Consider the following 13,603-nt stretch of genomic DNA (forward strand, 5'->3'; position numbering starts at 1 on the left):
GGCGTACGACTCAGGGTGTAACCCAGCCCGGGACGATCATGCCGGCCTCGTACGCGATGATCACGAGCTGTGCCCTGTCACGTACCGACAGCTTGGTCATGATGCGGCTGACGTGCGTCTTCGCCGTCGCGGGGCTGAGCACGAGGTGGGCCGCGATCTCGTCGTTCGACAGGCCACCGGCCACCAGCGTCATGACCTCGCGCTCGCGCTCGGTGAGCGCGTTCAGCTCCGGGCCGGGGTCGGGGCGCTTGACCCGGTCCGCGAACTCGGCGATCAGCCGCCGCGTGATCGACGGGGCGATCAGCGCGTCGCCTCTGGCCACGACCCTGACCGCGTGGATCAGCTCGGCCGGCTCGGTGTCCTTGACCAGGAAGCCGCTCGCACCGGCGCGCAGCGCGGCGTAGACGTAGTCGTCCAGGTCGAACGTGGTCAGGATGATCACCTTGACGCCCTCGAGCCGCGGATCGCCGGTGATCTGGCGGGTGGCCTCCAGGCCGTCGAGCTCCGGCATGCGGATGTCCATGAGCACCACGTCGGGCCGGTGCTCGCGGGCCGCGGTCACGGCCGCCGCGCCGTTGGCGGCCTCGGCGACGACCTCGAAGTCGTCCTCGTCGCTGAGTATGGACCGGAATCCGGCCCGTACCAGGGTCTGGTCGTCGGCGAGCAGTACGCGGATCATCCGGCCCCGTTCGATGGCAGGTTCAGTGGCAGGTGGGCGACCACGCGGAAGCCGCCCTCGGCGCGGGGGCCGGCCTCCAGAGTGCCGCCGAGCGCGGTGGCGCGCTCGCGCATGCCCTGCAGGCCGAAGCCGCTGCCTTCGTCGTACGTGGCGCCCGGCCCATCATCCTCCACGCAGATCACGATATTTCCGGACGCGTTGTTGATCGTGAGCGTAGCCTGGGTCGTGCCGGAATGGCGGGAGACGTTGGTCAGCGCTTCCCGCACGATGCGTGCGGCGGCCAGGTCCACCTCGGTCGGCACGGCGTCGAGCGGCCCGGACAGCTCCGTACGCACCTCCAGCCCCGAAGCCGCGACCAGCGCGTCCACTCGCGACAGGCTGTCGGGGGGCGAGGTCGGCGCGTCCTCGTCCACCTGGCGCAGCACGCCCAGCGTGGTCCGCAGCTCGCGCAGCGTCTCCTTGCTGGTGTCCTTGATCGTCCGTAGCGCCGTCTCGGCGTCCTCCGGCCGCTTCTTCAACCCGTGCAGCGCCGCCGCGGCCTGCACGTTGATCATGGAGATGTTGTGCCCGAGCACGTCGTGCAGCTCGCGCGCGATCCGCAGCCGCTCCTCGCTCGCCCGCCGCCTGGCCTCCTCCTCCTTGCTGTGCTCGGCCTCGAGCGCACGCTGCTCGACCGCCTGCAGGTAGGCGCGGCGGTTGCGGGTGACGCCGCCGAACGCGATGGCCGCGACCTCCCAGCCGGCGAGCATGAGGAACAGGCTGTTGTCCACGTGCCTGACGCCGCCGGTCTCGCCGAGACCCATGCCCAGCAGTGACGCCGCCCCTACCGCGATGGCCGCGGTGAGGTGGCCCCGGTCGGCCGCGGTGTAGAGGACGACGAACGGCAGCACGGCGAGCGGCCCGTCGAGCCCCGCGTACCGGTAGTACACGGCGACGGACACCATCACCAGGATCAGCGCGCCGACGGGATAGCGCTCCCGCAGCAGCAGCGCGCCGCAGCCGATGATCGGCAGCACCAGGTCGAGGGCGTTGGGCTGCGCTTCCCCTCGCAGCGCGTACGTGATGGCCACGCCGACCAAGGTCGTCGCGATCACGACGATTGACACGATCGTGCTGGTGGAGGGCCTTCGCATGCCTCCCATTGTGCGGGGTAATCGGCGGGACGCATCTGGGTAGAGCAGGTAAATGAGCACAAAGGACGAACTCCGGCAGATCGAAGAGGATCTGGCCCGGTTGAAGGCCGAGAACAAGGACGTGCGCAACCAGATCCGGGACTTCGGCGCGACCGACCAGATGGAGGTCTCGGCCGTGATCAGTCAGGCGGACGAGCAGGAAGAGCTGATCGCCCAGCTCGAGCGCCGCCGGGACGTGCTGCTCCAGCGCCTCCAGCAAGAAGGCGTCACGTAGGTTCGGCAGGGTGATCTACACGAAGACCCCGCTGACCCCCGAGATCCGCGAGGCCGTGGCCCTGACGTGGGGGTTCACGGGCGAAGGCGAGCGCCTGCACGGCGGAGAGGAGTCCGCCGCCTACCGGCTGGACGGCCACGTCGTCCGCGTCGGCCCCGCGGGGCGTGCCGCCGTCGAGTCCGAGTGGTGCCACGCGACCGCCCTGCACGCCGCCACCACTCTCCCCGAGGCCGTCGCACCCGTTCCCACCGCTGACGGGGCGACGGTCATCACGGTGGCGGGCCGCCCGATCTCCTGCTGGCCGTACGTCGAGGGCGAATGGCCGGACTCCGACGTCCCCGCGCAGCGCGTGGCGGGGGCACGGCTGCTGGCCAGGCTGCATGAGTCGTTGGCCACGTTCCGCCCGGCCCCGCGCCCCGTACCCGCCTTCCAGGAATCCGGTCTCTACGGCGATCCGCCCCAGGACGCACTCGACCTCGGCGATCCCGCGCTGGACCGCTGGCTGGCGGAGTTCCATGCCCGGCACCCGCTGCGCCACCCGCTCCACGGCGACTACTACACCGGCAACACGCTGGCCAGGCACGGCGACATCGTGGCCGTGCTCGACTGGGACGAGGCGTTCGTCGGCGCCCCTGAGGTGGAGTTGGCGGCGGCGGCGCTCGAATGGGGCGATGACGAGTTCGGGCCGAGCAAGGAGTTCGTGGCCGCGTACCACGAGGCGGGCGGCACCGCCGGAGAGCTGGACGAGGAGGCGCTGGCCCAGCTCATCAGGCACAAGCTCCGCAGGGAGTACGCCTACTTCCACAAGGCGGTGCGCGCGGGGGTACGGCACGACGAGGAGGACCTCGAGTACCACCGCGCCCGCGTGGCGCTGTTCCATCGGCTGCGCCCCTGAAAGCGGCTGACAGAGATCCGGCAGCGCCCCCGTGCATCGTCATCCCCATGACGAACACGCCGCTCGACGGCCGGCGGGGCGTCATGCTCGTCCGCCCCGACGGCTACATCGGCTGTCACGGGGAGGAGAGCGGCCTCAACGCGTACCTCTCGGGGTTCGGCATCGCCGCCCCCCTCGCCGACGCCGCGCGGTAGCCGTCCTCGCCCAGCGCGGCCAGGCACTTACCCGCCAGCTCGTTGACGTGGGGATCGGCGGACTCGTCGATCCCGCGCAACGCCCGGGCGGCGCCGAGCAGCTCAGCCGCCGCCACCGGCTCCAGGTGCTCGGCCACGCCCTCCAGCACGCTCGCCCGCGCGGTCCTGTCGGAGCACGTGGTCATCAGCTCCAGCGCCCGGCGCAGCGGCTCGCGGGGCTCGCGCACCCGGGCGAGCTCGACGTTCATGTACGCCCTGAGCTGGGCCGGCACCTCGACGTCGAGCGCCAGCGCCGCCTCCAGCAGCCGGGCGGCCTCGTCCAGGTCGCCGGTGCGCCTGGCCAGCTCGGCCCTGGCGTGCATGACCCTGGCGGCGATCGCCCGGTCCTCGGACCGTACGGCCGACTCCCAGGCCCGTTCCAGGGCGCTGGCCGCTCCGGCGTGATCGCCCGCGCGTGCCTTGAGCTGACCGACGCGGACCAGGAACGTCATCGGCCCGAGCGGCGTGTCGAGCCCGGAGAGCTCGGTGGCCAGCCGCTCCGGCTCCTCGGCCAGGGCGACCGCCGCGGCGAAGTCCCCGCGGTTCTCCGCGACCAGCGACAGCCAGAAGAGCCCCGCCCACTGCCCCCACCGGTCCCCGACGGCCCTGAACCCGTCGACCGCCGGCTCCAGTAGGTCCTCGGCCCCGGCCACCGCCCCGTACTCGAACCGCACGATGCCCGCGCCCAGCAGCGCCGCCGACCTGGTCCACAGGTCGGGATGGTCGCGCAGCCGTGCTGCCTGCCGCTCGGTGAGCCGCACCACGTCGGCGGGCGCGCCGGCCCCGGCCAGCGCCCACGAGTTGAGGGCGGCGGGGTGGTCGGACCCGAGCACCGCCTCGGTCGGCGGGGCTCCCGACAGCACCTGGCAGATCCCGTGCGCCAGCTCCCGGCCAGGCGGCGGGTCGTCGCCCACCCTGCGCAGCACCGACGTGGCCTGCTCGCTGATCTCGCGATGCCTGCCACGCATGATCCACGGCCAGAACCGCGGCAGGATCAGCCTGAGCGGGTCGTCGGAGTGGCGCAGCGCCGCGTCCAGGTTGCCCTGCTCGGCGTCCAGCACGGCCAGCCACTTGAGCTGCTCGCCGGTCCGCAGGTGAGGGTCGGCGGTCTCGGCCAGCTCGGTGTAGTAGCGGGCGTGGGCCTGGCGGAGCGCGGGGAGGTCGGCGGCGGCGTACTGCCTGATGGTCTCCAGCATCGTGTAGCGCTCGCCCGAGACCGCGATGAGCGACTTGTCCACCAGCGAGGAGAGCAGGTCCAGGTCGCCGCCGCAGACCTGGGAGATCGCCTCGTACGTGGCGCCGCCCGAGAACACCGTCAGGCCGCGGAGCAGCTCGCGCTCACGTTCGGAGAGCAGGTTCCAGCTCCAGTCGATGACCGCGCGCAGCGTGCGGTGACGGGGCTCCGACGTGCGGCCGCCGCGGAAGGCCAGCCGGTCGCCGAGCTGCTGGACCAGCACGGACACCGGCATCGTACGCAGGCGCGCGGCGGCCAGCTCGATGGCCAGCGGGATGCCGTCGAGCTCGCGGCAGATCCGCGCGGCCTCCTGCCGCCTCAGCCGGAGGTCGGGCCTGGCGGCGGCGGCCCGGTCCACGAACAGCTCGGCCGCCTTCCCCTCGGGCAGCGGCAGGACCTGGTGCAGCGCCTCGCCAGGGATGTCGAGCGGCTCCCTGCTGGTGGCGATGATCCTCAGCCCCGCTGCCTCGGACAGCAGCCACTGCGCGGTCCTGGCGGCGTCCTCGATCACGTGCTCGCAGTTGTCCAGCACGATCAGGGGCGCGGTGCCACGCAGGGCGCTGGTGAGGTCGGTCGTCCTGAGCACGCTCTCCACGGCGGCCCGTACGTCGGTGGCGGCGGCCAGCTCGACCAGCCACACGCCGTCCGGCACCGTCAGCTTCGCGGCCACCTCCACGGCCAGCCGGGTCTTCCCCGCCCCGCCGGGGCCGACGAGCGTGACCAGCCTGGCACTGTCGAGGAGCCCGTTCAGCCGGGAGATGTCCTCGGACCGGCCTACGAAGCTCGTGAGCCGGGCGGGCAGATTGCTCTTCGGCTCGGCGTCCTTGAGCGCTTCCAGGTGGGCTTCGCGCAGCTCGGGTCCGGGATCGACGCCCAGCTCCGCGGCCAGGGCGGCTCTTGTCCGTTCGAAGACGTCGAGCGCCTCCGCCCGCCGCCCGTTCGCGGCCAGCGCGCGGATCAGCAGGGCATGGAACGGCTCGCGTAACGGATGAGCGGCGACCAGCCCCTCCAGCTCGGCCACCAGCCCGGTCCCGCTGCCGGCGGTGAGGTCGCCGGCGATCCTCGTGGCCAGGGCGGTGCGGCGCAGCTCCTCCAGGCGGGCCGCCGGGGCCTCGGCGAAGGGCAGCTCGTACGCGTCAGCCAGCGCCGCGCCCCGCCACAACGCCAGCGCCCTGTGCACGTCACCGGCCCGTACGAGCCGCTCGAACGCCCACGCGTCCACCTCATCCGGCGGCACGTCGAGCAAGTATCCGGCGGGGTGGGACGCGATCAGGCCGGGTGCCTCCCTGCGCGCCCTGGACACCAGCGACTGCAGCGCCGCCATGGGATGGGCGGGCGGCTCGTCCGGCCACAGGTCGTCGATCAGCCGGTCGGCGGTCACGACGCGGCCGGGGTCCAGCGCCAGCCGCACCAGCAGCGCCCGCACCCGGGCACCGCCGACCTCGCATCCCGCCACCTGAAGCGGCCCCAGGATCCCGACCCGCACCCCACCCTCCCCGCGTACGCCGACTCCACATTACGACCGCGCTCCGCTTTCCTCCCCACTCCGCCGGGGGTCCCTCGGAGGGGAAACGGGATGTCCGCAAGAGCCGAGGCGGGGTCAGGAGAACGCCTTGGCCTTCAGCGAGGGGAAGCGCCGCGCCAGCCGGAGGAAGATCTTGAACCCTGCTCGCGCCACCCGGCTTTCGCCGACGAACTGCTCGGCCGCCCGCAGCGAGTCGCGGACCGCGGCGAAGCCGTACTCGCGCATCTGGGCCTCGTAGTCCGCGATGGCCTCGATCGAGATCGAGCCGGTGAGAGCCTGGCAGAGCAGGCGGGCGTCGCGGAGCGCGGTGTTCGCGCCGATGCCGCGCATCGGCGTCATGCTGTGGATGGCGTCGCCGAGCAGGGTGATGTTCGTGGCCGGCCAGGGGGCGATCGGGACGGAGGTGCGGATCGGCAGCAGGGTGACCGTGTCGGGGTGCGACATGTCGACCAGCCTGCGCAGGTCGGGGTCCCAGGATTCGATCATCCGCGCCACGGTGACCTTGAGCCGCTCGCCCGACATTTCGGAAATGTCGGCGGGGAAGCGGGAGCCGTTCGCGCCGAACGCCCACAGTATGTAGCTGCTGGTGTTGTCCATCAGCGCGCCCGCCTGCTCCGTCACCCCGATCCCGCCGTACGCGACCTCGCCGTGCAGGTCGTGCGGCGCGGTGAACAGCCCCATGCCCTTCGGCGGGATGACGTTGTTCGGCCCGTCCGTCAGCCGCGGCGCCACGAGCTTCCTGGTCTCTTCGGTGAGCGGGAACTTGCCGGCCACCGTCGTGATCCCGGTCTCCACCCGCTCGGCGTGGGGCAGGTACTGCCTGCGCACCCGCGAGTTCCCGCCGTCCGCGCCGACCACGATGTCCGCGCTCTCGCTGGTGCCGTCCGCGAAGAACAGCTCGACCCGCCCGTCGGGGAGCCGCTCGTACCTCTCGTACGACTTGCCGAACCGCACGACGTCGTCGAGCCCCGACAGCAGCACCTGCCTGAGCGTGATGCGGCTGACCGAGTGATGGTCGTCGGCAGGGTCGGTCGCCTTGGGTGTCTCGAGCAGCGTGAGCAGCTCCAGCCGCTCGGTGAGGAAGCCGAAGTCCTGGCCGCTGTGGCCGGTCGTGTCGAGGAAGGCCCGCCACAGATGCGGGGGCAGGCAGTCGTGCAGCGCGCGGGCGCCGTCCGGGTCGATGTGCACACGGTAGCCCTGCAGCCGGTCCGCCGGGGTTGTGTCCCGCTCGTAGACGGTCACGTCGAGGCCCGCCTTGCGCAGTCCTTGGGCCAGGCAGAGCCCGCCGACGCCGCCACCGATGATCGCGATGTTCCGTGTCATGACGGCAACTATCATCCGTTTGGATGATTCTGTCAACCATCCGGATGGATGATAAAGTCCGCCGCATGAGACGAGCACCGGAGGAGAAGCAGCGCGACCCCGAGCGCACGAAGGCCCGCATCCTGCAGGCCGCGCTGGAGGAGTTCGCGGCCAAGGGGTTCGCCGGCGCGCGGGTCAGCGAGATCGCCGCCAGGGCCGGGGTCAACAAGCAGCTGATCTCCTACTACTTCGGCGGCAAGGAGGGCCTGCACCAGGCCCTGACCAGGCGCTGGCAGGCCGAGGAGAGCGCGTTCGCCGACCGCTCGTCCTCGCTCGGCGCGCTGGCCGCCGGATACGTGCGGGGCAACGCCGAGCGCCGCGACTACGGCAGGCTGATGCTCTGGGAGGGCCTCACCGACGACGCCCCGCCCGACCCCGCGTTCGTCGAGGACGTACGCAGGGATCTCGAGCACCTGCGGCAGCGCCAGCGGGACGGGGAGCTCCCCGCGGACCTCGACCCGGCGGCGGTGCTGGTGGCGCTGTTCTCCATGGCGGCGGCGGGCATCTCCTTCCCGCAGCTCGTCCGGGCCGTGTGGGACCTGGACCCGGCCTCGCCGGAGTTCGCCGAGCACTACGCGCGGGAGATCGAGAAGCTCGTGGGCCACCTGGGGAACGTCCCCGGTTCGTGAAGTTTGGTGGTTTCCTGGGTGTATGCCTGATCTAGTCGTGGACGGTGGCGACAAGCTCTGCGTGCAGCTGCTCATCGAGCTGCGCGGGCACGTGCGCACGGCCGGTCCAGGAGCCGTGATCCACCTGATCGCCGCCGATCCCGCCGCGCCCGTCGACCTGCCCGCCTGGTGCCACCTGACCGGGCACACGTACCTCGGACCCGTGCCGGGGGCGGAGCGGCCCACGTACGCGCTGCGCGTGGCAGGCCAGGCCAGCGAGACCGAGGAAGCCAAGCCGTGGCACGTGGCTTAAGCGGTTAATTCCCTTACCGGAAGGGGTGGCCTAGAGTATGAGGGTTATCCGGTTCAGAAGGGGAGACCGTGAAGCGACCCACGATCGCCGACATCGCCAGCCGGGCCGGGGTGTCAAAGGTGGCGGTCTCCTACGCGCTCAACGGGCAGCCGGGGGTGTCGGCCGCGACACGGGCCAGGATCGTGGCCATCGCCGAGGAGATCGGCTGGCGGCCCAACAGCGCGGCGCGCGCACTCAACGGCGCCAGGGCCAACTGCGTCGGCCTCGCGCTCTGCCGTCCCGCGCGCATCCTTGGCGTCGAGCCGTTCTTCATGGAGCTGATCAGCGGCATCGAGGGCGTGCTCGCCGACCGCTCGTACGCGCTGCTGCTCCAGGTCGTCACGAGCCACGAGCAGGAGAGCGAGGTCTACCGGCGCTGGTGGGGCGAGAGCCGGATCGACGGCGTGTTCCTCGTCGATCTCCACTATTCAGACACCCGGGTGAGCGAGCTGGAGCAGCTCGGCATGCCGGTCGTGGTCATCGGCCACCCCTCGGAGTCGGGCTCGCTCTCGGCCATCTGGTCCGATGACGGCGAGGCGGTGCGCGAGACCGTCGGCTACCTGATGGCGCTGGGCCACCGCCGCATCGCGCGGGTGGCCGGGCTGCCCGAGCTGGTGCACACGACCGTACGCGACCAGGCGTTCGCCCAGGCGTGCGAGGGCGTGGCCGAACACGTCACCGTGCACACCGACTACACCGGCGAGGAGGGCGCCAGGGCCACCAGGCGGCTGCTCAGCTCCCCCCACCGGCCCACGGCGATCGTCTACGACAACGACATCATGGCCGTGGCAGGCATGTCCGTCGCCCAGGAGATGCGGGTGGAGGTGCCGCGCGACCTGTCCATCGTGGCCTGGGACGACTCGCCGCTCGCCCAGGTCGTCCGGCCGCCGCTGACGGCGCTCACCCGCGACATCCCGGCATACGGGGCGCACGCCGCCCAAAGGCTGCTCGCGCTGATCGCGGGCGAGAGCGTGCCCCCCTTCGAGGACCAGGTAGCCGTCCTCACGCCGCGCGGCAGCACCGGCCCCGCTCCTCAGCCGACGTAGACCTTCAGGTTCCCCCCACGCGGCCCGAGCCGGGTGCGTTGCGGCGCGTGCCGCGGGCCGGAGGCAGGCGGCTGGCAGACCGCCCGGTCCGACCCGCGGCACGTGCCGTCCCCTCCTTCGCGGCACGTTCCGTGAAGCCGCCCCCGCGTCCCCCGCGCAGAGGCGGCTCCACCATGACGGAGTTCGGGGCAGAACGCCTGAGTACGCCTATACCTAAACGAGATCGGAAATCACACGAACCGTGACCAGGCTCGCGGGTGGAGTCTTGACAAATTTTTTTGTCGGCAACTACAGTCATCCCAGGGAGAGGGAGGACATCATGAGCAAGGTCATCTCGGCGGACGGCACCTCCATCGCGTACACCCGCGCAGGCCAGGGCCCCGCGGTCATCCTCGTGGACGGCGCGATGAGCTATCGCGGGCAGAGCATCAACACCGACCTCGCCACCGCGCTGGCCACGAGCTTCACGGTCTACACCTATGACCGGCGCGGTCGCGGAGAGAGCGGCGACACCAAGCCCTACGCCCCGGAGCGCGAGATCGAGGACCTGGCCGCGCTGGTCGCGGAGACCGGCGGCGGGGTGCGCCTGTACGGCACGTCGTCGGGCGCCGCCGTGGCGCTGGCGGCCGTCGAGAGCGGGGTGCCGGTCGAGAAGCTCGCGCTCTACGAGCCGCCGTTCATCGTGGACGGCAGCAGGCCACCCATCCCCGGCGACTACCAGCGCCGGCTCGACGAGCTGGTGGCCGAGGGCCGCAGCGCCGACGCCGTCCGCTACTTCATGCGCAAGGGCGTCGGCCTCCCGGCGGTGGTCGTGGCCATGATGCGGTTCATGCCCGCCTGGTCCTCGCTGAAGGCCGTGGCGCACACGATCCCGTACGACGCGGCGTTCGTGGTCCCGTACGAGCACGGCACCCCGTACCCGGCGTCGAGCTGGGCCTCGGTGAAGGTGCCCACGCTCGTCATGGACGGCGGCAAGAGCCAGACGTGGATCCGCAACGCCGCCAGGTCGCTGGCCGAGCTCCTGCCCGACGCCGAGCACCGTACGCTCGAAGGCCAGACCCACATCGTCAAGGCGGCGGCGCTGGCGCCCGTGCTGGAGGGGTTCTTCCGATGAGGTTCCGCACCACGATCGAGCTGGGCAGCAAGACCGCCACGGGATTCGAGGTCCCCGCCGAGGTCGTCGAGGGGCTCGGCGCCGGCAAGCGGCCCTCCGTGACGGTCACGATCAACTCCCACACCTACCGCAGCACTGTGGCCCCGAGGGGCGGCCGGTTCCTGCTGCCGCTCAGCGCCGAGAACCGGCAGGGCGCGGGCGTGTCGGCGGGCGACGAGGTGGAGGTGGAGGTCGCGCTCGACACCGCGCCCCGGGAGGTCGAGGTGCCCGCCGACCTGGCCGAGGCGCTCGAGCGCGCTCCCGAGGCGAGGAAGTTCTTCGAAAGCCTGTCCTACTCGCGCCAGAGGCGGTACGTGCTGCAGATCGAGGGCGCCAAGAAGCCGGAGACCAGGCAGCGGCGCGTCGCCGACACGATCGCCAGGCTCGCCGACGGCATCGGCTGAAGGTGAGGATGTTTGCCCAGCGTAAGCCCTGTCCTGCCGCAGAGAGGCGCGTAACGTAGTGTTCGGCGGGTATGCGGCCACCATGACTGAGGGCTTTGACACCGACATGCTGTGGGACGAGTTCCACCGGCTGGTGAACATGAACTCCGAGGAGCTGCGCGTGCACCTGCTGGCCGACGCCTCCGACGAGGACGGTTTCCCGTCCGACCCCGATCTGGGCATCGACGAGCTGGGGCGTGGCGTGCTGCACGTCCTGGGCAAGCGGAAGGGCGACCTCACCAGGGGCGACATCGACGTGATGCGGCAGGTCGTGGACCTGGTCGAGACCCTGGGCGAGCGGACGGACGACGAGTCGCGGCGCGAGCTCATGTCCGTGGGCCACGATCCGTTGAGAGGGTAGGCATGGTCGAGCCGCGCCCGTGGGTCGAGGGCTACGTACGAGCCTGGAACTCGAACGATCCCGACGAGATCTCCGCCCTCTTCACCGAGGACGCCCTTTACTACACCGAGCCGCACAACCCGCCGTGGGAGGGGCGCGACGAGATCGTCTCGCAGTGGCTGGGGCGGCAGGACAAACCAGGTGAAGCCAGGTTCGAGTGGCAGCCGGTGTCCGTGACCGACGAAGTAAGCGTTATCCAGGGGGTCACGACATATCCGGACAAAACGTACAGTAACCTGTGGGTGATCAGGTTCGTACCCGACGGCCGATGCCGGGAATTCACCGAATGGTGGATGCGACAGGACGTCAAATGATGCAATGGGCCGAACCGTCTTCATCCGAGGAGATCCGTTGAGAGACAACCTCGACCTCGCCGCGAGCGCTCAGGAACTGGCCGACGCCGCCCCGACGGGATCGATCGACCACGCCGCCGCCTCGTCCGTGGCCATCACGCTTGCCACCACCCGCGACATCTCGCACGCCAGGGAGACGCTGGACGGGGTTGCTCCGGACGAGGTCCGGAAGGCGGCGGTGGCCCTCTTCGAGCGGCTGTCGGCGGGCGCCTAGCACACGACCCGGCTCCCCGGTCGCCCTCACGGAGCACGCGACCGGGTGTACAACGCTGCCATCGGATTTCCGCGGATGCGTCCCGCCGTGGGGTGTCGCCCTGGATTCAGAGATCCGGGCTCAGGCGGGCTTGTACGGCGCGGCGGGCGCGGTCCGGTGCCCGCGGGTCGCGGTGCAGCTGGATGGCGTGGTTCAGGGCCATGGCCATGCCCAGCAGTTCGAACACGAGCTGATCGGGATCCGTCCACTCCGGCAGGTCGCCTGCGTCCACCGCGCGCCGGGCCTCCTTGCGCAGCCGCTCGCGCCAGACGTCGAACCGGGACTCGACCGCGTCCCGCACCGGCCCCGGCCTGCCGTCGAACTCGTGCGCCGCGGCCATGAAGAAGCATCCACCGGGGAAGACCCGGCGTTCCAGGTAGGAGATCCACGCCTCGCAGAGCACCCGCAGCCGGGACAGCCCGGGCTCGGTGGGCCGGGCGGGCTCCCAGACCTCGGCGCGGAAGACCTCCCCGGCACGGTCGAGGACCGCGAGCTGCAACGCCTCCTTGGAGCCGAAGTGCCCCAGCACGCCTGACTTGCTCATGCCCAGCTCGCCGGCGAGGCGGCCGATGGTCAGCCCCTCGAGCCCCTCGGCGGAGGCGATGGCGACCGAGCGGTCGAGGATGGCCGCACGCGTGCCGAGGGCTTCGGCGACTGACTTACGCGGGCTCATGCCGGCTACTTTAGCGTCCGAACGTTCGGTTGCTATAGTCCGACCCATGAACGGATCACGACTTGTCGCCACAGGCCACTATCAACCAGCAAAAATCCTGACAAATGGGGATTTGGCGGCCATGGTGGACACCAGCGACGAGTGGATCAGCAAGCGGGTCGGCATCCGTACCAGACATGTGGCCGGGCCCGAGGAGAGCGTGGCCGACCTGGCCGGGCACGCCGCCGCCAAGGCCCTGGCGGCGAGCGGCCTGGACGCCGCCGACATCGACCTCCTGCTCATCGCCACCTGTACGCAGACCGAGCGTGCCCCCAACGTAGCCTCCCGCGTCGCCGCCAAGCTCGGCGTGCCCGCCGCGGCCCTGATGGACGTCGGCGTGTCGTGCTCAGGCTTCACCCACGCCCTGGCAACGGCCGACCACGCCATCCGCGCGGGGGCGGCCACGAACGCCCTGGTCGTGGGGGCGGACAAGATGACGGCGGTCACCGACTGGACCGACCGGACCACGTGCGTGCTGACCGGCGACGGGGCGGGGGCGGCCGTGGTCAGCGCGGCTGCCGAGGCGGAGATCGGCCCGGTGGTGTGGGGCTCCGCGCCGGAGCTGGGCACCGCCGTACGCATCGAGGGCACCCCGACCCGCTTCGCCCAGGACGGGCAGACCGTCTACCGGTGGGCCACCACCCAGCTCCCCGACATCGCCCGCCGGGCGTGCGAGCGCGGCGGCGTACGGCCAGAGGACCTGGCGGCGGTGGTCTTCCACCAGGCGAACCTGCGCATCATCGAGCCCATCGCGGCCAAGCTGGGCGCGGTCAACGCGATCGTGGCGCGTGACGTCGTGGAGTCGGGGAACACCTCGGCCGCGAGCGTGCCGCTGGCACTGTCGAAGCTGCTGGAGCGAGGCGAGATCCGGCGCGGGGCACCGATGCTCCTGTTCGGCTTCGGCGGAAACCTGTCCTACGCGGGGATGGTCGTACGCTGCCCCTGAGC

General features: G+C 71.3%; 16 protein-coding genes. 11 read left to right on the forward strand and 5 right to left on the reverse strand.

Features of this window, described 5'->3' with window-relative positions; all coding sequences use genetic code 11:
- Positions 1-10: 10 nt before the first annotated feature.
- Positions 11-679 (reverse strand): response regulator, encoded by a 669-nt coding sequence (locus ACIBVN_RS12270; protein ID WP_397135474.1) that lies wholly within the window; start codon positions 677-679, stop codon positions 11-13.
- Positions 676-1,812, reverse strand: a complete 1,137-nt coding sequence (locus ACIBVN_RS12275; protein ID WP_397135476.1) for a sensor histidine kinase — start codon at positions 1,810-1,812, stop codon at positions 676-678. Before ACIBVN_RS12275 ends, ACIBVN_RS12270 begins: the two co-directional genes overlap by 4 nt.
- A gap of 52 nt (positions 1,813-1,864) precedes the next feature.
- On the opposite strand from ACIBVN_RS12275, the gene ACIBVN_RS12280 reads away from it, so the two are divergent.
- Positions 1,865-2,086 (forward strand): hypothetical protein, encoded by a 222-nt coding sequence (locus ACIBVN_RS12280; protein WP_397135478.1) that lies wholly within the window; start codon positions 1,865-1,867, stop codon positions 2,084-2,086.
- A gap of 10 nt (positions 2,087-2,096) precedes the next feature.
- Positions 2,097-2,981 carry a phosphotransferase enzyme family protein gene (locus tag ACIBVN_RS12285; protein WP_397135480.1) on the forward strand — a complete coding sequence of 295 codons (885 nt, stop codon included), beginning with the start codon at positions 2,097-2,099 and terminating at the stop codon, positions 2,979-2,981.
- 115 nt (positions 2,982-3,096) lie between these two features.
- On the opposite strand, the gene ACIBVN_RS12290 is transcribed toward ACIBVN_RS12285, so the two are convergent.
- Together ACIBVN_RS12290 and ACIBVN_RS12295 are read right to left on the reverse strand one after the other, a co-directional pair.
- Positions 3,097-5,934, reverse strand: coding sequence for a BTAD domain-containing putative transcriptional regulator (locus ACIBVN_RS12290; RefSeq protein ID WP_397135482.1), 2,838 nt, complete (start codon positions 5,932-5,934; stop codon positions 3,097-3,099).
- Positions 5,935-6,048: 114 nt separating this feature from the next.
- Positions 6,049-7,296: an FAD-dependent oxidoreductase gene (locus tag ACIBVN_RS12295; RefSeq protein ID WP_397135484.1), complete on the reverse strand. Its 1,248-nt coding sequence runs from the start codon at positions 7,294-7,296 to the stop codon at positions 6,049-6,051.
- A gap of 65 nt (positions 7,297-7,361) precedes the next feature.
- On the opposite strand from ACIBVN_RS12295, the gene ACIBVN_RS12300 reads away from it, so the two are divergent.
- From ACIBVN_RS12300 to ACIBVN_RS12335, 8 genes are all read left to right on the forward strand, one after another.
- Positions 7,362-7,964, forward strand: a complete 603-nt coding sequence (locus ACIBVN_RS12300) for a TetR/AcrR family transcriptional regulator (RefSeq protein ID WP_397135486.1) — start codon at positions 7,362-7,364, stop codon at positions 7,962-7,964.
- Positions 7,965-7,986: 22 nt separating this feature from the next.
- Positions 7,987-8,256 (forward strand): sulfurtransferase TusA family protein, encoded by a 270-nt coding sequence (locus tag ACIBVN_RS12305; RefSeq protein ID WP_397135488.1) that lies wholly within the window; start codon positions 7,987-7,989, stop codon positions 8,254-8,256.
- A gap of 68 nt (positions 8,257-8,324) precedes the next feature.
- On the forward strand, positions 8,325-9,341 hold the full coding sequence (locus tag ACIBVN_RS12310; RefSeq protein ID WP_397135490.1) for a LacI family DNA-binding transcriptional regulator: 1,017 nt from the start codon (positions 8,325-8,327) through the stop codon (positions 9,339-9,341).
- Positions 9,342-9,660: 319 nt separating this feature from the next.
- On the forward strand, positions 9,661-10,455 hold the full coding sequence (locus tag ACIBVN_RS12315) for an alpha/beta fold hydrolase (RefSeq protein ID WP_397135492.1): 795 nt from the start codon (positions 9,661-9,663) through the stop codon (positions 10,453-10,455).
- A complete protein-coding gene (locus tag ACIBVN_RS12320) occupies positions 10,452-10,898 on the forward strand; it encodes a YdeI/OmpD-associated family protein (protein WP_397135494.1) in 447 nt (148 codons plus the stop codon). Before ACIBVN_RS12315 ends, ACIBVN_RS12320 begins: the two co-directional genes overlap by 4 nt.
- A gap of 82 nt (positions 10,899-10,980) precedes the next feature.
- Positions 10,981-11,298, forward strand: coding sequence for a DUF3140 domain-containing protein (locus ACIBVN_RS12325; RefSeq protein WP_397135496.1), 318 nt, complete (start codon positions 10,981-10,983; stop codon positions 11,296-11,298).
- A gap of 2 nt (positions 11,299-11,300) precedes the next feature.
- A complete protein-coding gene (locus ACIBVN_RS12330) occupies positions 11,301-11,651 on the forward strand; it encodes a nuclear transport factor 2 family protein (RefSeq protein WP_397135498.1) in 351 nt (116 codons plus the stop codon).
- A gap of 37 nt (positions 11,652-11,688) precedes the next feature.
- A complete protein-coding gene (locus ACIBVN_RS12335) occupies positions 11,689-11,904 on the forward strand; it encodes a hypothetical protein (RefSeq protein ID WP_397135500.1) in 216 nt (71 codons plus the stop codon).
- Between the two features lie 106 nt (positions 11,905-12,010).
- Here the strand turns inward: ACIBVN_RS12335 and ACIBVN_RS12340 are convergent, their stop codons facing one another.
- The gene (locus tag ACIBVN_RS12340) at positions 12,011-12,616 is read right to left on the reverse strand and encodes a TetR/AcrR family transcriptional regulator (RefSeq protein WP_397135502.1); all 606 of its coding nucleotides are present in this window, start codon (positions 12,614-12,616) and stop codon (positions 12,011-12,013) included.
- A gap of 46 nt (positions 12,617-12,662) precedes the next feature.
- Between ACIBVN_RS12340 and ACIBVN_RS12345 the strand changes: the two genes are divergently transcribed.
- Positions 12,663-13,601, forward strand: coding sequence for a beta-ketoacyl-ACP synthase III (locus ACIBVN_RS12345; RefSeq protein ID WP_397135504.1), 939 nt, complete (start codon positions 12,663-12,665; stop codon positions 13,599-13,601).
- Positions 13,602-13,603 lie beyond the last annotated feature (2 nt).

The organism is Nonomuraea sp. NPDC049400, from assembly GCF_044466425.1.
Classification (GTDB): Bacteria; Actinomycetota; Actinomycetes; order Streptosporangiales; family Streptosporangiaceae; genus Nonomuraea.